The 21,381-nt window shown below is 64.9% G+C and carries 22 protein-coding genes and 2 pseudogenes; 8 read left to right on the top strand and 16 right to left on the bottom strand.

The window, feature by feature from the left end; genetic code table 11:
- Positions 1-95: 95 nt before the first annotated feature.
- From PSEEN_RS12855 to PSEEN_RS12840, 4 genes are all read right to left on the bottom strand, one after another.
- Complete coding sequence (locus PSEEN_RS12855; protein WP_011533951.1) at positions 96-1,010, bottom strand: AraC family transcriptional regulator; 915 nt, start codon at positions 1,008-1,010, stop codon at positions 96-98.
- A gap of 56 nt (positions 1,011-1,066) precedes the next feature.
- Positions 1,067-2,005, bottom strand: coding sequence for an alpha/beta hydrolase (locus tag PSEEN_RS12850; RefSeq protein WP_011533950.1), 939 nt, complete (start codon positions 2,003-2,005; stop codon positions 1,067-1,069).
- A 43-nt stretch (positions 2,006-2,048) separates the two neighbouring features.
- Positions 2,049-2,948, bottom strand: coding sequence for an alpha/beta hydrolase (locus PSEEN_RS12845; RefSeq protein ID WP_011533949.1), 900 nt, complete (start codon positions 2,946-2,948; stop codon positions 2,049-2,051).
- A 463-nt stretch (positions 2,949-3,411) separates the two neighbouring features.
- A complete protein-coding gene (locus PSEEN_RS12840) occupies positions 3,412-4,329 on the bottom strand; it encodes an AraC family transcriptional regulator (protein WP_011533948.1) in 918 nt (305 codons plus the stop codon).
- A gap of 288 nt (positions 4,330-4,617) precedes the next feature.
- Here PSEEN_RS12840 and PSEEN_RS12835 point away from each other — a divergent pair, with 288 nt between their 5' ends.
- A complete protein-coding gene (locus tag PSEEN_RS12835; protein ID WP_011533947.1) occupies positions 4,618-4,914 on the top strand; it encodes a hypothetical protein in 297 nt (98 codons plus the stop codon).
- Between the two features lie 518 nt (positions 4,915-5,432).
- Here the strand turns inward: PSEEN_RS12835 and PSEEN_RS26170 are convergent.
- The gene (locus tag PSEEN_RS26170; RefSeq protein ID WP_011533946.1) at positions 5,433-5,663 is read right to left on the bottom strand and encodes a metallothionein; all 231 of its coding nucleotides are present in this window, start codon (positions 5,661-5,663) and stop codon (positions 5,433-5,435) included.
- On the bottom strand, positions 5,663-6,124 hold the full coding sequence (locus PSEEN_RS12830; RefSeq protein WP_044488087.1) for a hypothetical protein: 462 nt from the start codon (positions 6,122-6,124) through the stop codon (positions 5,663-5,665). Before PSEEN_RS12830 ends, PSEEN_RS26170 begins: the two co-directional genes overlap by 1 nt.
- A 153-nt stretch (positions 6,125-6,277) precedes the next feature.
- On the opposite strand from PSEEN_RS12830, the gene ligD reads away from it, so the two are divergent.
- The 6 genes from ligD to PSEEN_RS12800 are packed head-to-tail and all read left to right on the top strand — an operon-like array spanning position 6,278 to position 12,050.
- A complete protein-coding gene (ligD, locus tag PSEEN_RS12825; protein ID WP_011533944.1) occupies positions 6,278-8,740 on the top strand; it encodes a DNA ligase D in 2,463 nt (820 codons plus the stop codon).
- Positions 8,740-8,988, top strand: a complete 249-nt coding sequence (locus PSEEN_RS12820) for a hypothetical protein (RefSeq protein ID WP_011533943.1) — start codon at positions 8,740-8,742, stop codon at positions 8,986-8,988. The genes ligD and PSEEN_RS12820 overlap by 1 nt, the downstream gene beginning before the upstream one ends.
- Positions 8,985-10,025 carry an acyl-CoA dehydrogenase family protein gene (locus tag PSEEN_RS12815; protein ID WP_011533942.1) on the top strand — a complete coding sequence of 347 codons (1,041 nt, stop codon included), beginning with the start codon at positions 8,985-8,987 and terminating at the stop codon, positions 10,023-10,025. The genes PSEEN_RS12820 and PSEEN_RS12815 overlap by 4 nt, the downstream gene beginning before the upstream one ends.
- Positions 10,022-10,792: a PIG-L deacetylase family protein gene (locus PSEEN_RS12810; RefSeq protein ID WP_011533941.1), complete on the top strand. Its 771-nt coding sequence runs from the start codon at positions 10,022-10,024 to the stop codon at positions 10,790-10,792. The genes PSEEN_RS12815 and PSEEN_RS12810 overlap by 4 nt, the downstream gene beginning before the upstream one ends.
- Complete coding sequence (locus PSEEN_RS12805) at positions 10,789-11,388, top strand: class I SAM-dependent methyltransferase (RefSeq protein ID WP_011533940.1); 600 nt, start codon at positions 10,789-10,791, stop codon at positions 11,386-11,388. The genes PSEEN_RS12810 and PSEEN_RS12805 overlap by 4 nt, the downstream gene beginning before the upstream one ends.
- Positions 11,385-12,050 (top strand): glycosyltransferase, encoded by a 666-nt coding sequence (locus PSEEN_RS12800; protein ID WP_011533939.1) that lies wholly within the window; start codon positions 11,385-11,387, stop codon positions 12,048-12,050. Before PSEEN_RS12805 ends, PSEEN_RS12800 begins: the two co-directional genes overlap by 4 nt.
- A 12-nt stretch (positions 12,051-12,062) precedes the next feature.
- On the opposite strand, the gene ku is transcribed toward PSEEN_RS12800, so the two are convergent.
- The 3 genes and pseudogenes from ku to PSEEN_RS12790 form a co-directional block, all read right to left on the bottom strand.
- Entirely contained in the window at positions 12,063-12,899 is an 837-nt protein-coding gene (gene ku, locus PSEEN_RS12795; RefSeq protein ID WP_011533938.1) for a non-homologous end joining protein Ku, read from the bottom strand.
- 9 nt (positions 12,900-12,908) lie between these two features.
- Positions 12,909-13,046: pseudogene (locus PSEEN_RS27180) on the bottom strand (PSPA7_2676 family Cys-rich small protein).
- Positions 13,047-13,129: 83 nt separating this feature from the next.
- Positions 13,130-14,035, bottom strand: coding sequence for an SDR family oxidoreductase (locus tag PSEEN_RS12790; RefSeq protein ID WP_011533937.1), 906 nt, complete (start codon positions 14,033-14,035; stop codon positions 13,130-13,132).
- A gap of 505 nt (positions 14,036-14,540) precedes the next feature.
- On the opposite strand from PSEEN_RS12790, the pseudogene PSEEN_RS26165 reads away from it, so the two are divergent.
- Positions 14,541-14,716, top strand: a pseudogene (locus PSEEN_RS26165) (potassium channel family protein); the annotation flags it as partial.
- A gap of 231 nt (positions 14,717-14,947) precedes the next feature.
- On the opposite strand, the gene PSEEN_RS12780 reads toward PSEEN_RS26165, so the two are convergent.
- Genes PSEEN_RS12780 through PSEEN_RS12750 form a run of 7 tightly spaced genes read right to left on the bottom strand, consistent with a single transcriptional unit; the run spans position 14,948 to position 21,224 of the window.
- The gene (locus PSEEN_RS12780) at positions 14,948-16,312 is read right to left on the bottom strand and encodes a sensor histidine kinase (RefSeq protein WP_011533935.1); all 1,365 of its coding nucleotides are present in this window, start codon (positions 16,310-16,312) and stop codon (positions 14,948-14,950) included.
- Positions 16,309-16,971, bottom strand: coding sequence for a response regulator (locus PSEEN_RS12775; RefSeq protein WP_011533934.1), 663 nt, complete (start codon positions 16,969-16,971; stop codon positions 16,309-16,311). The genes PSEEN_RS12780 and PSEEN_RS12775 overlap by 4 nt, the downstream gene beginning before the upstream one ends.
- Positions 16,972-16,973: 2 nt before the next feature.
- Positions 16,974-17,615, bottom strand: coding sequence for a tetratricopeptide repeat protein (locus PSEEN_RS12770; RefSeq protein ID WP_011533933.1), 642 nt, complete (start codon positions 17,613-17,615; stop codon positions 16,974-16,976).
- Entirely contained in the window at positions 17,612-18,418 is an 807-nt protein-coding gene (locus PSEEN_RS12765; RefSeq protein ID WP_011533932.1) for an SDR family oxidoreductase, read from the bottom strand. Before PSEEN_RS12765 ends, PSEEN_RS12770 begins: the two co-directional genes overlap by 4 nt.
- Positions 18,405-19,085: an iron-containing redox enzyme family protein gene (locus PSEEN_RS12760; RefSeq protein ID WP_011533931.1), complete on the bottom strand. Its 681-nt coding sequence runs from the start codon at positions 19,083-19,085 to the stop codon at positions 18,405-18,407. The genes PSEEN_RS12765 and PSEEN_RS12760 overlap by 14 nt, the downstream gene beginning before the upstream one ends.
- A gap of 8 nt (positions 19,086-19,093) precedes the next feature.
- The gene (locus PSEEN_RS12755) at positions 19,094-20,557 is read right to left on the bottom strand and encodes an AMP-binding protein (RefSeq protein WP_011533930.1); all 1,464 of its coding nucleotides are present in this window, start codon (positions 20,555-20,557) and stop codon (positions 19,094-19,096) included.
- Positions 20,547-21,224, bottom strand: coding sequence for a thermostable hemolysin (locus PSEEN_RS12750; protein WP_011533929.1), 678 nt, complete (start codon positions 21,222-21,224; stop codon positions 20,547-20,549). The genes PSEEN_RS12755 and PSEEN_RS12750 overlap by 11 nt, the downstream gene beginning before the upstream one ends.
- Positions 21,225-21,381 lie beyond the last annotated feature (157 nt).

Genomic DNA, 21,381 nt, shown 5'->3' with positions numbered 1-21,381 from the left:
TCAGTCGGCCAAGGCCAGTTCGGGGTAGTTCGAATGCATGGTGCTTTCCAGACGGGGCCGGCGTGTGCGTGCCAGCCGGTGACAAAGGCGGTGGTTCAGTTCAGGCGCAGGCGGCGGATATCCCGCTGGGGTGGCTCGCCAAACAGCCGGGCGTATTCACGGCTGAACTGCGAGGCGCTTTCGTAGCCGACCCGCGCGGCGGTCACGCTGGCATCGAGGTTCTGCGTGAGCATCAGCTGGCGGGCTTCCTGCAGACGCAGTTGCTTCTGGTACTGCAGCGGGCTGGAGCCTGTGATCGTGCGAAAGTGCTGGCGGAAGGTCGAAGGGCTCATGTGGCAACTGGCGGCCAGCTGCTCGATGTTCAGCGGCTCGGCAAAGTGGCGCTTGAGCCAGTTGATGGCGCCGGCGATCTGCTGGCTGGGCGCGCCCTGGTTGGTCAGGTGGCGCAGCTGCGCGCCATGGGGCCCGGTCAGCAGGCGGTAGGCGATCTCGCGCTGGATCAGCGGGGCCAGGTACGGCAGCAGCACCGGGTCGGGCAGCAACTGCACCAGGCGCAGCACGGCATCCAGCAACCCCTCGGTCACGGGCTCCACGGCCAGCGAGCAGAAGCCGCAGTCGCGGGTGGGCGATGGCAGGCGCAGTTCGGTGGCCAGGTGCAGGATCTCCTGGGGCGCCAGGTGCAGCATCAAGCCAAGAAACGGCTCGGTATGGCTGCCCTCCACCACCGTGGACACCACGGGCAGGTCGACGGCGCTCAGCAATGACTGGCCCGGCCCGAAACGCAGGACCTGCTCGCCAAGCACGACCTGTTTCTGACCCTGGGCGGTGATCCCCAACCCCAGGCCGTAGATGCAGTGCATGGGTTGGGTGACGGCGCGGCGGCGGTGCAGGGTCAGGCCGGGTATGGCCGTCTCGTAGTCGCCGTCCGAGGGCGCGATGCGGGCGATGGCCTGGGCCAGTGCGCGGCTGTCGGCAAAAGACGGCCGCAACGGTTCGAAAGGCGCGTTCATGGGCTAACTCGCTAGACGGGCGAACCAGCGCAGGGAGCGCTGGTCAGCCGAGGGGATCACTGCAGATGCTTGCGCAGGAAAGGTACGGCTTGCGCCATGGCCAACGCGACGGGTTCGGGCTTGTCGTACAGGTCGTAGTGCGACCAGCCTTCGGCCACGTAGATCTGCTTGTCGGTGGAGGCCGCCCGGCCATAGATTTCCCAGCCATCGCGGTACGCGCCGAAAGCGCCTGGCTTGTCGCCGATGACCACCAGCAGCGGCTGGGTCAGCAGCGATTCGGCGTTGAGGAAGGCATCCCAGCCGAACGCCGCGCTGTTGAACGAGAACAGGCCGCTGGTGGCACCGTTGGGCTGCTGCCCGCGCGGCGTCTTGTAGTAGTCGGTCGCTTCGAGCACGTCGATATCGGTGATGCCCGCCTGGCGCCCCTCCTCGACCGAGTTCGGCAGGTAGTTGATCACGTTGCGCGCGCCGCCCTGGGCTTCGGCGATGCGCTGGGCGGCCATGGCCTGCAGCGCCGCAACCGGCTGGAAATGGCTGAAGCCTTCGCGGATCAGGCGGCCGAAGTTGACCCCGGTGATCGAGACCAGCGCCTTGATGCGGTGGTCGGTGATGGCGGCATGCACGGTGTAGGCACCACCGCCACAGATGCCGATCGCGCCGATGCGTGCCGGGTCGACATAGGGCAGCGTCACCAGGTAGTCGATGGCGTAACGGATGTCGGACACGCGGATCGACGGGTCTTCCATGAAGCGCGGCTCACCGCCGCTGGCGCCCTGGAAGCTGGCATCGAAGGCGATCACCACGAAGCCCTCCCTGGCCAGGCCTGCGCCGTAGACATTGCCCGAGGTCTGCTCCTTGCAGCTGCCGATCGGATGAGTGCTGACGATGGCCGGGTACTGTTTGGCAGGGTCGAAGCCTGGCGGCAGGTACAGGTCTGCAGCGGTCTCCCAGCCCAGGTTCTGGTAGCGGACGTGCTTGATGGTGATATCGCTCATGGGTTTCTCCAGATAGATCGTATGCACAGGGCGTAGCGAGTGATCAGAGGTTGGCCTGGAAGAACGGCACAAGGTGTTCCATGGCCGTACTGACCCCAGGGCCGTCGTACAGGTCCATGTGCGCCAGGCCGTCCAGCACCACCAGCTCTTTCTTGCCCTGCGCCTTGGCGTGCAGCTCCTGGCTGTGCCACAGCGAACCGGCCTCGCTGCCGGCGATGACCAGCGTGGGCTGGGTCAACAACTGCTCGACCAGGTCGAAGGCATCGAAGGCGACCCAGGCGCCCAGGCCGTTCATCAGCATCTTGTTCTGCGCGTTGGGGTGCTGGGCGCGGGGCGTCAGGTAGTAGTCGGCGGCTTCCTGCAGATCACGCGGCGCGCTGGTGTCGCCCAGTTGCGGCACATAAGGCGCGTAGACCGGCGCGGCACCGGCCGCTTCGGCCGTGCGCTGGCCGGCCAGGGCGTCGAGCACCGGCAGCAGGTCGTTGATCGAGCCCTTGCCCTCCCAGCCTTGGCGGGTGGCGGTGCCGACGTTGACCGCGCTGGCGGTGGCCAGCGCCTTGATGCGGCGGTCGACCGAAGCCGCCTTGGCCGCGAAACCGCCACCGGCGCAGATCCCCAGCACACCGATGCGCTGGGCGTCGACGAAACCGAGGGTGGTCAGGTAGTCGACGGCGCTGTACACATCGGCCACGCGGTTCATCGGCTCATCGAGGAAGTGCGGTTCGCCGCCGCTGGCGCCCTGGTAGGAGGCATCGAAGGCCAAGGTGACGAAGCCCTGTTCAGCCAGCAGCCGGGCGTAGGTGCCGGCGGTCTGCTCCTTGACGCCACCACCTGGGTGGACGGTAACGATCGCAGGGTACTGCTGGCTTTCATCGAATGCGCTCGGCAGGTAAAGGTGGCCGGCCATCACGATGTTGCGGTTGTTGAACTGGACGTCTTGCATGGTGTTGCCTCCACGAGGGTTTGCCGTTCGTTGGAGGCCAGTATAGGAATGTGGTGGCGGGGATTTTTGCCTAATCCAACTCCTTGCTTGCACGTTTCAAGGAGAGTTGAAACTAACAAGGACCAGCAACCGTCCCCGCCAGACCGCGTACAACAATAATTCTAGTGCCATCAATATGCTGAAAGACTTACGCCAACGCCCTCGACACATTGCCTATTACGTAGGGCTACGATGGTCCTGCAGCGCCTGTGAGATTGAGCGTCGCGCGGGCGGCGCTCGATCGGATAGGCGCTATAAGGGTTGCGGCGAACACCTTGCAGCCCTCACGCGCTCATCAACGCAGGGTCTCCACCCTCGAATGCGGTGTCTGCGCCACCCGCGCCAACTGGCCAGCCCCGCCTGGCGAGGGCCGACTCCCAGGTCGAATAGGCATCGCGCCCCAGCATTAGGCGCACCGGGGCATTCAACCTTGCTGGCGCATGCGCCGCACATCCCGCTGCGGCGGTGCGCCAAAGGCTCGGCTGTACTCGCGACTGAACTGCGAGGCACTCTCGTAGCCCACCCGTCCCGCCGCCTGGCCTGCGTCCAGATGCTGGTTGAACATCAATTGCCGGGCCTCCTGCAAGCGCAATTGCTTGTGGAACTGCAACGGGCTGACGCCGGTCAGTTCGCGGAAATGCTGGCGGAAGGTCGAGGGGCTCATATGCACCCACTCGGCCAGGTCGTCGATACGCATCGGCTCGGCCAGGTGTTGCTTCAGCCAGGCGACCACCTTGGCGATCTGCTGCATCGGCGAGCCGGCGGTAACCAGGTGACGCAGGGCGACACCCTGCTCGCCGACCAGCAGCCTGACGATGATCTCCTGCTGTACCAGCGGGGCGAGATGGTCGAACAACGCAGGCTCGTCCAGCAGCCCGAGCAGGCGCTCCAGCGCACGCACCACGCCGCTGTCGAGTTCGGCGATGACAATGGCCTGGTGAGTGCCGGCCTTAGGAGGCGCTGGCAGTTGCAGGTCTTCAACCGTGCGCATGACCTGGCTGGGGTCGAGGGTCAGCATCAGCCCCAGGAAGGGCTTGGCAGGTGACGCCAGCGCGACTTGGGACACCACGGGCTGGTCGATGCTGGTCAACATGCCCTGCCCCGCCTGGTAATGCAGCACGGCGCGCTGCTGCATGACTTGCTTGCTGCCCTGCGCCACTACGCCCAGGCCCAGGCCGTAGATGCAGGGCATCGGCTCGGTGGGTGAGGCGCGACGGTGCAGGCTCAGGGCCGGTAGCCGGGTGACCAGGTCCCCTGTGCTGGGGAGGTGCCGGGCGATCAAGGCGCTCAAGCCTGGAAGGCCAGACTCAACGGGGTCGCGGGGGGACTCGAGGCGGGTCATGCGTTTCTCCATCGTCATTGCCTTCATGCTCTGGGCAATGATGAAGGTTATTGCACCAATCAACCACTGTGCCGACTTCCCCCGGCTCATGCCTTATTGAGTAAGGCGGCCCCCAGGTACGGCCGCACAAGCCACACTCTGCGCTGCTGTTGTTCACCCACTAAATGTTTGCCCCGCGGACCTTCAGGCAACTGGTCCGAAAATCCGAGAATCTTTGCACTGCGATGACTGACGGCCCGGTCACAACTGAACACAGACCTTCCTGTGTTCGACCAGAGGTAAGCCATCATGGCTAACAATCAAGACAAGGGCGGCGACCGTAACGCCGATACCAACGTGGGCAACGCCGGCCAGCAAGGGGGCCACGGCTCGGCAGGCGACATGACCGATCGGCAGAAAGGCGGTCAGCAGAGCGGCCAGCGCCCTGAAGACAAGACCGACAAGGACTGGGCACAGTCTCAGGACACCGGGCGGCAAGGTGGGCAATCGATGGAGCAGCCTGACGACAGGGATAACCTTTCCGATACGGGAAAAGTCGGTGGTCATCAACGCGACCAAGACCAGGGCATGGATAAGGAACGTTAATTACGACGGGAGTCCAACCAGGGCGACAGCGTTCGCCCTGGGGATCGTATTGAACAGTTCCGGTACTGGCGGGATACAAGGCCGCGAATTCTCCGACGAGGTAACAGCCCATGATCGACCCCAACCACACGGCCCCCTATATCGATGAAGTGCCGCACGATCCCGGCGAAAAGATATCCCGGCCTTCAATGAGCAGTTGATCAAGACACTGGCGGGTTGAATGTTGCTGATCCACGTCTTGGCCCAGTCGTGCCAATCACAATGGGAGCGCGCTTTGAACCCCCGGTAACACCGCAAGCGGCCGGGGAAATAGTCGAATGCCGCTGGTTTGCACCCTTAGAATGGGTACATGTGGCCCATGGCGTATCACGAAATCCTCCTGGAAACTCTCATCATCTACGACGACAAGGTCGGTCAGGGAATGAGGTTGGTCGCAAAAGAATGCATCACGGGCGAGTTACGACTTGATCTCGACGATGCGCTGGCTCTCCCGTCTCACATCCTCAAGCACCTGGTCATCACGGCGAAATGGGATCACTCGCCGGGAACGTTTCATCCAATGCGTTATCGACAGTGCTCTCCTTCGGTTGGGTCAGCTCGCCACATTTACAGTCCGCCATACGGCAAGGCTCACCATTGCGATGCCCTGTCGCGCAGGCTTCGCAGCAATAAGCCTTGCCATCCTGGACCACGGCATTGGCATCCACGGTGCAGGAGCAGTGGTTGCAGGCACAGCGTTGCTCGTTCATCAGGGTTCTCTCCCGTCGTCTTCAGAGGCCACGTCGTCGGTCCATGGCTCGCCGTCCAACGGCGCCGAGCGGGCCAGTTCGGCCTCGTCCAGGCCGAAGCCGCCACCGATTTCATGGGCTTGCACCTCGCGCAGGGTCTGGTCGGCAGGGCCGCTGCCTGTACCAGGCTCATGTGGATCGCGAGCACCGGTTTCATCAAACAGCGTGTCAGGGCTCAGGTCGTCGAGGGTCACGTTGTCCTCATGCAGGCTGTCGCTCAGGGCCTCGCCACCGGTCATGCCGCTTTCGGCGACACGCCGGGGCGGGTAGTCCTGGGCGAGCTCGCGCGCTGGACGTTCGTCGCCGACACGGCCCTGGCGCTCATCGTGGCGTTCGCTGAAATCCAGCTCGCGGACAGTGCCCATGCGGTCCTCGGTGTCGTCGATATCAACCTGCGGTCTTGGGTCATCGGGTGTGGGCATGAACGTTCTCCGTCAGTGGGCTTCAATCGGTCGACTCCCCCCAGTGCGAAATGATTCAGAGTTTCTTTCAGCCCCCGCCCCGCCTTTTTTTGAACTCCGCGCAGCACCGCCGCCTCCCAATCTTGAGACCCGCGAACCCTCCCGGAGCCCGCCATGGCCAAGCCCCTGCAGGAGTACCAGCGCAAGCGCGATTTCAACGCCACGCCCGAGCCGGCCGGCAAGCGCGCCCGCCCCCGCTCGGCCCATGCGCTGCAGTACTGCATCCAGAAGCACGATGCCAGCCACCTGCACTACGACTTCCGGCTGGAACTCGACGGCACCCTCAAGAGCTGGGCGATCCCCAAGGGGCCCTCGCTCGATCCCAAGGTCCGGCGCCTGGCGGTGCATGTGGAGGATCACCCGCTGGATTACGCCAACTTCGAAGGGCACATCCCCGAAGGCCATTACGGCGCCGGCGATGTCATCGTCTGGGACCGGGGTGTCTGGGAACCCGAAGGCGACCCGCGCGAAGCCTATGCCAAGGGCAAACTGCGCTTTCGCCTGCAGGGCGAGAAACTATCGGGGGTCTGGAACCTGTTCCGCACCCACCTGGCCGGCAAGAAAGAGCAATGGATGCTGGTCAAGTCCCATGACGGACAAGCACGCAGTGAAACTGACTACAGCGTCGTCGAGGCCCTGCCGGACAGCGTGCTGAGCGAGCGTACCCTGCCGCCACGGCGCCCGGCCAAGGCACCCGCCGCCACGCGCAAGGCCGGCCGCAAGCCCCTGCCGGAGCTGCTGCAGCCGCAACTGGCCACGTTGGTCGACTCCCCGCCCAGCGGCGACTGGCGCTACGAAGTCAAGTTCGATGGCTACCGGGTCCTGGCGCGCATCGACGGTGACGACGTGCGCCTGTTCACCCGCAATGGCCACGACTGGAGCGCGAAGATGCCCCGTCAGGTCAAGGCGCTCAGGGCACTGGGGCTCGATGCGGCATGGCTGGACGGCGAAATGGTGGTAGTCGGCGATAACGGTGTGGCCGACTTCCAGGCCTTGCAGAACGCCTTCGACACCGAGCACGACGAACGCATCACCTATTACCTGTTCGACTTGCCCTGGCTGGGAGACGAGGACTTGCGCGAGCTGCCGCTACAGGCACGTCGCGCCACCCTGGCCAAGTTGCTGGAAGACAACGCTTCGCCGCTGCTGAGCTATTCCGCCGACTTCACGGAGCCGGTCGACTCGCTGCTCGAAAGCGCCTGCCGGCTGGAACTCGAGGGGCTGATCGGCAAACGCGCCGACAGCCCCTATATCGGCCGGCGCAGTAGCGACTGGATCAAGCTCAAGTGCAAGCAGCGCCAGGAATTCGTGATCGTCGGTTACACCGACCCCAAGGGCAGCCGTCATGGTTTCGGCGCCCTGCTGCTGGCCCTGCACGATCACGACAGCGGCCAGCTGCGCTACGCCGGCAAGGTCGGCACCGGCTTCAGCGCCACCACGCTGGACAGCATCCTCGCCCGCCTGAAGCCGCTGCAGGCCGCCAAGCCTCCCTTGGTAAGCCCCCCTACCGGGGCTGATGTCCGCGGCGTGCACTGGCTCAAGCCGCACCTGCTGGCGGAAGTCGCCTATGCCCAGATGACCCGCGAAGGCATCGTGCGCCACTCGGTGTTCCACGGCCTGCGCGACGACAAACCCGCCACCGACATCGATCTGGAGCAAGCGATGCCCGCCAAGCGCGCAGCACAGGCACGCCCCGAGGGCCTGCCCCCCCTGCGCCTGACCCACCCCGACCGCGTGATCGACGCAACCACCGGCACCACCAAGCGCGAGGTCGCACAGTACTACGCCCAGGTTGCCGACTGGCTGCTGCCACAGCTCAAGGATCGGCCTGTAGCCCTGGTCCGGGCGCCGGATGGCCTGGGCGGCGAACTGTTCTTCCAGAAAAACCCCGGCCAGCTGCATATCCCCCACGTACTCAACTACAGCAAGGCTCAGGCAGGCCAGGCAGCCATGGTGCTCAACCGCGCCGACAGCCTGCTGGGCGCGGTGCAGATGAACATGCTCGAACTGCACACTTGGAATGCCACCGACAAGGACTTTGACAGGCCCGACCGTTTCGTCCTCGACCTCGACCCTGATCCGGCGCTGCCGTGGAAAGCCATGCTCGAGGCCACCCAGCTGACCCTCACGCTGCTAGACGAGCTGGGCCTGAAGGTGTTTCTCAAGACCAGCGGCGGCAAGGGCATGCACCTCGTCGTGCCGTTGACCCGGCGCGCCGGCTGGGACGAGGTGAAGGACTTCAGCCATGCCTTGGTCGAGCACATGGCCGGGCTGTTCCCCGATCGCCTCAGTGCCGTGTCCGGGCCGAAGAACCGGGTCGGGCGGATCTTCATCGACTACCTGCGCAACGGTAGGGGTGCCACCACCGTCGCTGCCTACTCGCTGCGCGCCCGCGAGGGCCTGCCGGTGTCGGTGCCGATCTGGCGCGAGGAACTGACCCAGCTCAAAGGCGCCAACCAATGGAACATTGGCAATCTACTGACGCGGCTTGCCGAGGTGGATGATCCGTGGGCTGACATGGCCGGAACCCGCCAATCGATCACCGTGCGCATGCGCAAGCAGCTGGGGATTGACTGATGGAACGCGTGGTGGATCTGCTGCAATGGCCCGCCATGCTGCTGACCGTCGCGGCTGCATGGTGTATCGGCTCGCGCCTCCCGCGGCGAAGACGCATCGGCTTCTGCTGCTTCATCGGCAGCAACGTGTTGTGGGTGGCCTGGGGCTGGCAGGTGCAGGCCTGGGCACTGATCGTCCTGCAGTTCTGCCTGTGCGCCATGAACCTGCGTGGCTGGAAGAAGAATACCCAAGGAGCGCCTAGCCCATGAGCATCGCCCAGGACTTCGACCTTACCCACCTCGACCGCCTGTTGCGCCGTTTCGGCGCGCGGCCGCTGACCATTAACCTCGACACCCTGCTGCCGGAATTACTGCATGCGCTGCACGCCGATCACCTCGACCTGCTGCCCCTGCCGGGCCAGGGCCGCACCCTCGAACGCTGGCGGGCCCTGGCGCGGGTCGCCGGTTGCGATCTCAGCCTGGCCAAACTCTATGAAGGTCATACCGACGCCCTGGCGATCCTCGCCGAATGCGGCGCCGCCCATCATGCCGGCGAAGGAATCTGGGGCGTGTGGGCTGCGGAGCCACCGGATGCCCGCACCCGCATCGTCGCCCGGGACGGCGAGCAGGTCCGCCTGCAAGGCCGCAAGGCCTGGTGTTCGGGGGCGTTGCAGATCGACCGTGCGCTGCTGACCGCCTGGGACGACGAACAGCCTCAACTGGTGGCCATCGAGCTGCCCCATCCCAGCCAGCGCATCCAGACCGACCACTGGCAGGCCGTTGGCATGGCCGCCACCGCCAGTGTCGCCATCGCGTTCGACGACTCGCCGGGGCTGGTCATCGGCGAGCCCCGGCAGTACCTGTCCCGCCCGGGCTTCTGGCACGGTGGCGCGGGCATTGCCGCCTGTTGGTATGGCGCGGCCGAAGCCCTGGCGGACTACTTGCGCGAACACTGCCGCAAACCCCGGCCCGACCCGCACGCCGATGCCCACCTGGGCGCCGTCGATGCCGCCCTGCTCGGGGCCCGCGCCGCCCTGCGTGAGTGCGCCGCCTGGATCGACCAGCACCCTCACGATGATGCCAGTTTCGAGGTACGCCGCACCCGCGCCCAGGTCGAGCAGGCGGTCGAGTTGGTCATCCAGCATGTCGGCCACGCGCTGGGCGCCACGCCGTTCTGCCGCAGCAGCCATTTCGCCCGGCTCAGCGCCGACCTGCCGGTGTACCTGCGGCAAAGTCACGCTGAGCGCGACCTGGCCGAGCTGGGCCGGCAACTGACCGACAGGCCGGCAGGAGCATGGCAGCTATGAGCCAGAACCTGATACAGGCCGCCACCGGCACACCATGGAGCGCCTGGCAGCAGTCCGCGCATCTGGCCCGTGCCACCTGGCTGACGCCCGCTCGGCTGTGCCCGCCCGGCAGGCGGCTGGTGCTGTTGGCCCCGCACCCGGACGATGAAATCCTCATGGCCGGCGGCCTGTTGGCCAGCTTCCACGGCCGGGAACAGGACCTGGTGCTGATTTCCGCCACCAACGGCGAGGCCAGCCATCCGCATTCCAGCCAATGGACAGAGCACCGTCTGCGCCATCAGCGCCCTTTGGAGAGCCGCCATGCCCTGCAAAAGCTGGAGCTGGACCTCAACCGGGTCAAGTGGCGACGACTCAACCTCAAGGACGGCGCCCTGCCCCGCGATGAAGCCTTCCTGGTCACGCACCTGGAGCAGTTGCTCCAGCCCGATGACCTGCTGCTGAGCACCTGGCGCGGGGATGGGCACTGCGATCATGAAGCGGCCGGCCGCGCCTGCGCCAGGGCGGCCCAGTCGCGCCGCGCGCAGCTGGCCGAGGTGCCGGTATGGGCTTGGCACTGGGCCGCTCCCGACGATGCGCGCCTGCCTTGGTCCCGTGCCCATCGCCTGCCGCTCGACGAAGCGCGCCTGGCGCGCAAGCGTGAGGCCCTGGCCGCCCATGCCAGCCAATTGCAGCCTGATGGCGATCATCCGCCGGTACTGCCCGAACAGCTGCAGGCCTGCTTGCTGCAACCCTTCGAACTGGTCTTCCTGTCAACGGAGTCGCCATGAGCCTCGACGCGCAGTATTTCGCCGATCTGTATGCCGGCAACGATGACCCGTGGGCCTTTCGTACTCGCTGGTACGAACGACGCAAACGCGACCTGGCCCTGGCCAGCCTGCCTCGCCAAGGCTATGAACGTGTGTTCGAGCCGGGCTGCGCCAACGGTGAACTGAGCGTCCTGCTGGCCGAGCGCTGCGCCGACCTGGTGTGCCAGGACATCGACGCCACCGCCGTGGCCCTGGCCCGCCAGCGGCTGGCGGGTGTGAGCCATGCACACGTCGAACAGGGGCACCTGCCGGGCGACTGGCCGGGCGGACAGTTCGACCTGATCGTGCTGAGCGAGATCGGCTACTACCTGGACCCCACCGAGTGGCTGCAGGTGATCGAGCAATCGGTGGCCTGCCTGAGCCATGACGGCGGTCTGCTGGCCTGTCACTGGCTTCATCCCATCGCCGGTTGCCCGCAGGAGGGTCGCGAGGTCCACGCGCTGCTGGCCCGACACCTACCGCTGTACCCGCTGCTGCGCCACGAGGAGGCGGACTTCCTGCTCGAGTACTGGTCGTGCCAACCCCGCGTCGTGGACCTGGACGAGACCTGCCCATGATCGCCGTCATCATTCCTGCCCACAACGAAGCCCGCCGCCTCGGGCACTGCCTGGCCGCCCTCAAGCTGGCGGTGGCACGGGCCGAGGCGGCGGGCCTGGTGGTCGAGGTGCTGGTGGTGCTCGATCGCTGTGTCGACGCCAGCGCGCGCATCGCTCGCCGTCATGGCGTGCACACCCTGGAACTGCAGGCTGGCAACGTCGGCATTGCCCGACGCCTGGGCGCGGCGTGGATGATCGAGCGCGGCGCCCAGTGGCTGGCCTTCACCGACGCCGACAGTCGCGTGCCCGTACACTGGCTGGTGTCGCAGCTGCAATGGCACGCCGACGCGGTCTGCGGCACCGTGCACATCGAGCGCTGGCAGCCCTGGCAGGGCGCCGCCCTGCGCCGGTTGTACCGTAGCCGATACCAGGCTCAGGAGGGGCACCGGCATATCCACGGCGCCAACCTGGGCGTGTGCGCCAAGGCCTATGAGCGCGTCGGCGGCTTCCAGCCACTGCCGGCCCACGAAGATGTACAACTGGTGCTGGCCCTCGAGGCCAGTGGCGCGCAGATCGTCTGGACCGCGGCGCACAGCGTGGCCACCAGCAGTCGCCGGGACAGCCGGGTTCGCCAGGGCTTCGGGGATTACCTGAGGGGACTGGAGGGGCAATTGCCGTCATGACAGGGCAATACACTATGACGCTTTGCGCGGTCGCTTGGCCGCCGGTTTCTTCGCCTTGGCCTTGCCACCAAGGCTGCGCTTGAGCAATTCGGTAAGGTCGATGATGTCCGCGCCCTTCTCCGCTGGCGCACCCTCGCCTTTGTCCACGGTCTCGATCTTGCCCTTGCTGGCCTTCTCTTGCACCAGGTCGAGGATGGTCTGGCGAAACGCGTCATGGTACTCGTCGGGTGTCCATGGCCCGCTCATGTCTTGCACCAGCTTCCTGGCCATGTCCAGTTCGCGCTTGTCCAGCTTGCTGTCGGTCACGCTCTTGTCCAGTTCCAGCGACTCCAGGCCACGCACCTCCTCGGGCCAGCGCAGGGTGATCATCACCAGCGCGTCCTCCAGCGGGCGCAGCAGGGCCAAGTGCTGGCGGGTGTGCAGTACGACTGTGGCCAGGGCCACCTTGCCAGTGCTATGCAAGGTCTCGCGCAGCAAGGCGTACACTTTGCCGCCACGCCGGTCGGGGCTCAGGTAATAAGGCGTGTCGAACTGTTGCAGCGGGATCTCCCCGGCCTCGACGAACGAGAAGATATCGATGGTCTGGGTCGCCTCGGGCCGCGCCTTGCGAATTTCCTCCTCGCTGATCACCACATAGCGGCCCTTCTCGAACTCCACGCCTTTGACGATGTGCTCCTTGTCGATCTCGTTGCCGGTCACCTTGTTCACCCGCTTGTAGCCCACCGGCTCCATGCTGCGCTTGTCGAGCCAGTCGAAATCCACACGCTCGGTGCGCACGGCAGTGTTGAGGGAGACGGGGATGTGCACGAGGCCGAAGCTGATCGCGCCTTTCCAGATTGCCCGGGCCATGGTCGGCTCCTACGCGTCGAACGGTTGGCCAGGCTGGCTATAGCGCAGCGCGCCGCAGCGTTCGCAGCACTGGCAGTGAAGCCCGGCGATTTCCCGGGCCAGCAGGCTACGTCACTGGCAGCCACGCAGCAGGCAGACGAGTTTCATCAGTCACCTCCCTGGCCCGCCTATATTTGGGGCTCTTACAAGGACTGACTGCGCGGCGTGGCCAAGGTTTATTCGACTTTGCCCTATGGCAGTGGATTACCCCCGGTGACGCCGAACACCTCCCCGGTGATATAGCTCGACTCCTGGCTGGCCAGCAGCACGTACAACGGGGCGCACTCGGCGGGCTGGCCCGGGCGTTTCATCGGTGTATGCCCACCGAAGTCGGGGATCTTTTCCGGCGGCTGACCGCCACTGGGCTGCAGCACGGTCCAGATCGGGCCCGGGGCCACCGCGTTGACGCGGATGCCGCGTTCGATCACCTGCTTGGCCAGCGCCTTGGTGAAGGCAACGATGGCGGCCTTGGTGGTGGCGTAGTCGAGCAGCGTCGCCGATGGCTGGTAGGACTGGATCGAGGCGGTGTTGATGATGGTCGCCCCGGCCGGCATCAGCGGCACGGCCGCCTGGCACAACCAGAACAGTGCGTAGACGTTGGTCTTGAGGGTGTGATCGAACTGCTCGTGGGTGATCTGGCCAATGTCCTTGCGCGCCACCTGCTTTCCGGCAACGTTGACCAGGATATCCAGGCCACCGAGCTGTTCGTGGGCCTGGTCCACCAACTGGCCGCAGAAGCGCGGGTCCTTGAGGTCGCCGGGAAGCGCCACGGCCTTGCGGCCTTCGGTCTCGATCAGCCGGACCACTTCACGGGCATCACGCTCCTCCGTGGGCAGGTAGTTGAGGGCGATGTCGGCGCCCTCGCGGGCGAAGGCGATGGCCACGGCGCGCCCGATACCCGAGTCGGCGCCAGTGATCAGGGCGCGACGTCCTGCCAGGCGGCCGAAGCCTTTATAGGTGGTTTCACCGTGGTCGGGCTTGGGCTGCATGTGGGCATCCAGGCCAGGGGCGGATTGGCCTTGCGCCGGAAAAGGCGGATGAGGGTACTGGGTCAGGGGATTTTGCCGGGTGAATTGGTCCTGGGGCTTGCTGGGCATGAGGTTTCTCGCTGTTTTTTGTCAAGGTCCTGCAACAAACGAGTCCAACACGCCGTAAAGGATTCGTTTTGATTCCGGCGCCACAGATGAGTGGTGGGACGAAGTCAGCCATCCCCCCGCCGCGTCGCATCAATCGCAGAGGCTACCCACGGTAAGTAGTGACGCACGATGTTGACGCGTGTGCTCGACAGCGGCGACGGGGTTCGCGCAGTTTCCAGCGGACACCCTCGTCATGACCAGCACCTTGTACTCACGCTGGGCCCTCTTGACGGTGCCGTTCGGTTCACTTCTCCTGCAGCACCGCCCGCCCCTTCACTGCCCTGGGGCCCAACCAGGCCCATGCCAGCAAGCCGGGGAACGGGGCATAGACGACGAAGATCACCCTGGACCTCGACCGCCCTATCGAAAGCGGCTCGCGGCTCAACCTCAGCGCCCGTGAAAACCCCGCCTCGGTCAGCGTCGCCGACCGCACGACGATGGCGCGCATCGGCGCGCGCAACTTCCAGGCACGCTCAGCGGCAATTTCGATGGGAGTCTGCTCGACTGCGTGTACTTTTCCTTCACCACCTACACCACCATCGGCTTCGGCGATATCGCCCCTAGCGGGCACCTCAAGTACCTCACCGGCCTGCAGGGATTGACCGGCCTAGCCTGGAAATGCAGAAGTACTGGAAAGCAAAATCAAGCCGCTTTGCAGGGCAAGTCGCCATCCCTCCCCTTCACCATCACCTTGGCGCCGTTTCTTGTGCGTATACCCTCAGCACCAGCTCAGCCCTCTCAAATGCAGCCTGCGCGTTACGCCGTCAGTGCGCGAAAGGGTGGGTGTGGTATGGCTGGGATCACTCTGGTAGATATTCAGGTGCCAGCCAGAGCACGACTGACTGTCTGCAAGGTGCTTCGCGGCCGCTGGACTCAGTCCATTGGTAGCACCAAGGTGGCGGCCAGCCCCCCGTCTGCTCGATTAGCCAGGCGCACCTGCCCGCCAAGACGATCGATAATGGTTGCAACGATCGACAGCCCAAGGCCCGCACCATTGGGGTTATTGCGGCTGTAGAAGCGTTCGAACACACGGGAAAGGCTTGCTTCAGCGATGCCCGGCCCCTCGTCCTCTACCACCAGCTCGAAAGCATTGTCCAGACGCCGGAGTGACACCGTTATGCGGCCTGCAGGCGGTGAATGCTCAACCGCGTTGGACACCAGGTTCTGGAGTGCGATGCCCAGGGTGCCGGCATTGATCGCCAGGTGATGGTCCCCCTCGTCGATGTCCAGCGAGGGCTCCAGGCCACGGGCAAGTATCCACGGTGTCAGGTCGGCCAGGGTGTCGGTGACCACTTCAGCCAAATCGACGAGGGTACTGCCGCGCTGCCCCAGTCGTGGCTCGACGCGGGCCAGGGTCAGCAACTGGTTGACCACCCGGGTCAGCCGGTCGACCCCGTCCATCAGGAACCCCAACGCTTTTTGCCGCTCCATGTCGTTGCTGGCAGCCAGGGCGTTCTGTGCATGCAGGCGCAGGACGGCCAGCGGCGTGCGCATTTCGTGAGCGGCATCGGCAATGAACCGGTGCTCACGCCGTAGCAGGTCGTCGATCTGTGCCAACAGGCGATTGATGGCGGCCTGCATCGGCTCAAGCTCCGAGGGAAGCGGCACCAGTTGCAACGGCTCAAGGGAGTCGGCGTGGCGCCCGCGGATGACATTGGCCATGTTCTGCAACGGCCGCAGCCCCCAACCGATCGCGGCCCAGACCAGCAGCGCCAACGCCAGGCTGCCGAGCAGGAACGGAAACAGGGTATGGCGAACAATGCGGTCGATCAGGTCGTAGCGCACATCATCCCGTTCGCCGACCCAGATCATCCAGTGCTTTTCCGGCACCGGCAGGACGAAACCACGCCATTGTTCGCCGGCGCTGGTGAAATCGTAGAAGCCTGGCGCCGTCGGTAGCGGGTCGAGGGTCGGCGCACTGGGTGTATGCACCAGGAGCGCCCCGCCATCCTGCCAGACCTGAAACGCCAGCTTGCTTTCGTAGGGGTGCCCCACCTGATGTCGCCCTGCCCTCCCCAAGGCCTCGTTGAAGGCCTGGTACAGCGCCTCGCGCGAGCCGTCCTGTACCGGCAGGCTCATGACGCCCTGGAGCAGGCGGGCATTCTGGGCGAGGTGGGCGTCATACACCTCGTTAATTTCGTGGCGGCTGTCGTGGTAGTTGTAAAGCACCAGCAGGCCCGTGCCGAGCAGCAGCAACAGCATCACGCGCCACAGTGTGCGTTGGCGCAGCGAACTCATGCCTTGGCCTCTACCAGGTAGCCGATGCCGCGCACCGTGCGGATCAAGCCGTTGAACAGTTTCTTGCGCAGGTGGTAGATGTTCACCTCCAGCGTATTGCTCTCGGGCTCTTCGTCCCAGCCGTACAGCAGCTGGGTCAGGCGCTCACGGGTGAATACCTTGCCGGGTTGCGCCAACAACTCGTGCAACAGCCTGTACTCCTTCGGGGTCAGCACGATTTCCATGCCGTTGTAGTGCACTTGCTGGGTAGCAGGGTCGAGGCTGACCCCGGCATGTTCGATCAGCACCTTGGCGCGTCCCGCGCTGCGCCGCAGCAAGGCGCGCAAGCGTGCCTTGAGCTCGTTGAGGTCGAAGGGCTTGACCAAGTAATCGTCGGCGCCGGCATCGAGGCCGCTGATGCGGTCGTCCAGCGCGTCCCGTGCGGTTAAAATCAGCACCGGCAGGCTGTCGCCGCCGGCACGTACCCGCCGTAGCAGTTCGATGCCGTCCATGCGCGGCAAGCCAAGGTCCAGAATCACCAGATCGAAGGCTTCATGCTGCAGCGCATGCAAGCCGCTGACACCATCGCGCAGCCAGTCGAGGGTGTAGCCCTCCTGGCGCAAGCCGTCACAGATCCCTTCACCCAGTGCGATGTCGTCCTCAACCAGCAGCAGCCGCATGTTCAGTCCTGTTTGTCCTTGATCGCCTTGAGTAAAGCATCGATATCGGTACGCCGACCCTGGTCTGCCAGTTCACGCCCTGGCCGGGGCGGGGCTTGCAGGGCTTTGTGCAACGCCGCGGTAGCCTCCGGGTAGCGCTTTTGCCGGTACAGATGATCGGCCCAGAAATAGTTGCTGTCGATACCGTTGGGGTTGATCTGCAAGGCCTTGCGCAGCAGAACGTCAGCCTTGTCGGCGTCGCCGAAACCGATTGGCCAGCCGGGAACCTGGTCGTACAGCGTGCCCAGGCTGGTGTAGGCCGACCCCTGCAGCGCGTCGGGGTCCAGTTTCATGGCCTGCTCCAGGCTGGCTTTCGCCGCCTTGACCTTGCCCAGTGCTCCAAGGCCACCGGTGGCTCCCGCCCAACTGCTGTTGATGATGCCCTCCCAGATCAACGGCTCAGGTGTGCCGGGGTACTGGTGAACGAATGCGGCCGCGTCGCCGGACAGCTTTTCAAAGGCGTCGGCACGTTTATCCTTGGGCAGTTGATACTGGATCTGCGCCCAGCGCTGCTGCAGCTCGCTCAGGTGCTGAGTGCCTGCCGGGTCCAATGCCCAGGTGCAGGGGGCGAATGCCAGCAAGCTGGTAATGAGCAGGCGTTTCATTTGATCGACTCCTTGGAGTGGCTGCCGATGTAGCGGCGAATGACAGGCAGTTGCTTGCGCAGTGCGCGGTCGACCACGCCCGGCAACATGCCGTTGATCCGCACGAAGAGTTTTTCCGGCCAGCCGAGATAAAGCTCGCTGCGCTCGGACTGCACCGCCTCGAGCACTGCGCGGGCGACATCCGCCGGGTCGTCCATGCCGACTTTCAGCGCTTGGTTGAGCGCTGTCGCGGCCGTGCTGTTCATCGCGGTGCGGGTTGCGCGGGGGGCGGCATACAGGACATTGACCGTGGTATCGGCCAGCTCGCGCCGCAGCGCTTCGGAGAAACCGCGCAGGGCGAACTTGCTGGCGCAGTAGGTGGCATAGCCTGGGTAGCCGATCGAGCCATAGGTGGAGCCGACATTGACCACCAGTGCCCTGGGCTGAGCACGCAGCAGCGGCAGGCAGGCGCGTGTCAGTTGCAAAGGAGCCTTCAGGTTGATGTCCAGCAGCTCGTCGAGCGCGTGCTCGTCCAACTGGTCGAGCAAGGCGAAGCGATTCACGCCGGCCGCGTTGATCAGCACGTTGACATTGCCCATCTCGCGGGCTCGGCTTACGACCTGTTCGCGCCCCGCCTGGCTGCGCAAGTCGGCTTCCTGCCAACGCAGGCGATCCGGGTAGCGATTCATCAAGCCTGCCAGCTTGCCCATGTGCCGACTGACCGCCAGTACCTGGGCACCGGCAGCGCACAACTGTTCGGCCAGTTCCAGGCCGATGCCACCACTGGCACCGGTGAGGATCACCACGGACTCAGGCAAGCGCATGATGCACCTCTAGCTGGCCCGCGCGCGGCAAACCTTGGAACATTTCGGTGTACAAGTGGTAGACAACCTTTGCCGCATGGATGACGGCCTGCTGGTCTGCGCCATCGTCGAGGCGGTCCATCAGTTGCTTGTAGGTCACCATGTGGTCCTGGTCGAGCGCACCATGGGAGCTCAGGTAGCTGAACGCCTTGTCAGGCAGGTTCAGTGTGGTTTTGATGGTGCCCGCCGCTTGGGTGGCCAGGGCGATGCTGGTGCCTTCGAGCACGTTGACCATGCCGAAGAGCCCGACCGGGTTGCCACGGGCGATCAGATCGTAGAGGTAGGCGACCATCAGCTCGATCGACCGCGCCGGCCGACCATCGCGCACCGCCTCCCAATCCCCCCCACAGGCGTTGATGTCGTTGAGGATCCACTGCTCGTGGCCGTACTCCTCATCGATGTACTCGCACACCGCGCCGCGCAGCCACTCCAGGCGCGACGGCAAGCGCGCGCCACAGGCCATCATCAGCGGAACCGTATGGCGGACATGGTGGTAGGCCTGGGTCAGGAAGGCAATGTAACTGTCCAGGCTGACCTGGCCGGCCAAAGCTTCACGGATCACCGGTACGGCGAACAACGCCTGACGCTCTTGGGCCGTTTGAAGTTGCAGGGTGTCGAAAAAGGACATGGGGAACCTCACAACGAGATGTCGGATAACAGGGTTTGGTAGAGCTGCAAGATCGCCTCGCGTCGCGGGCGGCCGTTGGCGGTCAGGGTTTCGTCACGGGTGCTGAAGGGCGCCGGCAAACGCCGCCAGGCATGTACCCGGGCGTAATCAGGCAGCTGCGCGTTGCACTGCTGCACAGCCTGCTCGATGGCCTCGTTGCTGGCGGCAGGGTCAAGAGGCCAAAGCAGTGCCAGGTTGTGCGGCAAGGCTTCGCCATGCACGAATGCCTGGGCGATGACACCGCTCTGGGTGAGTTCGGCTTCTACCCACTCCGGGTTGACGTTGCGCCCGAAGCTGGTGATGAACTGGTGTTTCTTGCGTCCATCGAGGTACAGGTAGCCCTCTTCGTCGAGGTGACCGAGATCGCCCGTCGCCCACCACTCGTCCATGACAGGCGTGTCTTCCAGGTAACCCAGCAACGTCGAGCCAGCTACCAGTACCTCGCCGTCCTCGGCAATGCGTACTTGCACATGGGGCAATGGTTTCCCGACGCTTCCACGGCGTATGGCCCCCGGGCGATTCAAGGCCACCACCGAAGCACACTCGGACAGACCGTAGCCTTCGAACACAGGCAGACCGAGCGCCTCGGCCCGTGCCAGCAGGCTGGGCGCCACCCGGGCACCGCCCACCGCCACGAAACGCAACGGGCCAACGCGCATCAACCCGCGCTCGATGGCCGTGACCAGCCCCATCAACAGTTGCGGCACGAGGATCAGGCTCTGGGCGCCGCTGAGGGCAATCGCGCCCAGCAAACGCTTGAAATCCACCTGGCTGGCGCCGCCCATGCCCAGTTGTTGCTGCGGATAAAGCTGTACGCAGGCACCCGCCATCAGCGCGGCGTATACGCCCAGGTTCTCCAGCAATACCCCTACAGGCAGTACCGCCAGGTACCGCTGTGGCTCGGTGGGCCGGCTGGCGATCTCCAGTTCACGTGCCACACGCAGCATGGCTTCAGCGCTCAGGCATACACCTTTAGGGTTCCCGGTGCTGCCAGAGGTGTAAGTGATCTTGGCCGTGCCCTCTGGCAATCGAGGGCCAGTCGGCCTCTCGCGCACCCAGAACTCACCTTCCTGGGCAAATCCCGTCCGCGCCAACTGCGCTGCCCACTGCGCCGAGCACAGCACGGTTGATGCACCACTCTGGGCAATACAGTGATCGAACTGCGCTGCACTGAAGAACAGCGGCACGATCACGCAGGGGCGTTCAGCGAACAGGGCGGCCAAATCCCAGAACAACAGCTCAGGGCCGTTGTCCAGGGCCAGTACCAATGTACCTGCCGGTTGCCGACGCAAGGCATGGGCCCGCAGGCCTATCTCACCGAGCAATTGCTGATAGGTGTAGCGTCGAGTCTGCCCCTGCACCGCCACGGCTTCAGCATGATCACGTGCATAGGCTGACAACCGTTCATGGAAACGATCCAGTTCACGCGGCATGTCCGGCCTCCTCGACGAGCACAGGAAAGCCCAGCCGCTGGAACACGCCCGCCTGGGTCAGGGCGTCGAAACCGTAGCCGATGTTCCCGGCATACACCTGGGGTCGCTGGTCGTAGTAAGTCCCCCATTGATCGACGTGGCCTTGAAGGCGCTCGGGACTGGCCGGCGCCAGTACCGTGGGCACCAGTCCCAGCCGCTGGAAGCTGTTGATCAATGTCGCAGCCCCGGTAAACGCTACCCATTGCAGGCCGCGCGCAGCCAGCAACCACGTGACGGCGATGATCATGATGCGCGCGCTACCGGCGCTAAGTGATGCCAGGTTGCCGACCTCGACCATACAGGTACGCTCAAGGTCAGTGCCGGCTATCCGCGACACTTCCCTTTCCAGCGGCTGGTCCAGATAACGCTCGAGGAACAGCGGCCCCTCGTTCGCCAGGCGCACACCAGCCGCTGCGACCAGACGCCCGCGGCTGTCATTGAGCGCCAGCAGTTCCGGCAAGTAATGTTGCACATCGGCATGGTGTGCCGTGGCAAAGCGCTGGTGGATGAAGTGCTCCAGGTCTGCGCGGGAGGCGTCGCCTGCGCGGTGAAGCGACAGGTGCGCATGGTGGTCGGTATGGCTACCGATCGCTAAAGGGAGCAGGCTGCTCCACTGAATCTGGCTCATGAAACTCCCCCGATTGGGCTCGACGGGGGAATTATCAGGCGCGAATCTGAATGGAATCTGAAGTCAGCGCACGCCATCGGACAATGGGCCTGGGCAGGGAAGACCGCCCATACGCTTCCCCCTCCAAACCAGGCTGTGCGTGCGCAGCCCAATCAAC

Origin of the sequence: Pseudomonas entomophila L48 (genome assembly GCF_000026105.1) — a bacterium.
GTDB lineage: Bacteria > Pseudomonadota > Gammaproteobacteria > Pseudomonadales > Pseudomonadaceae > Aquipseudomonas > Aquipseudomonas entomophila.
The sequence above is the reverse complement of the archived record's forward strand: the minus strand, read 5'-3'. Positions and strand labels throughout refer to the sequence as shown.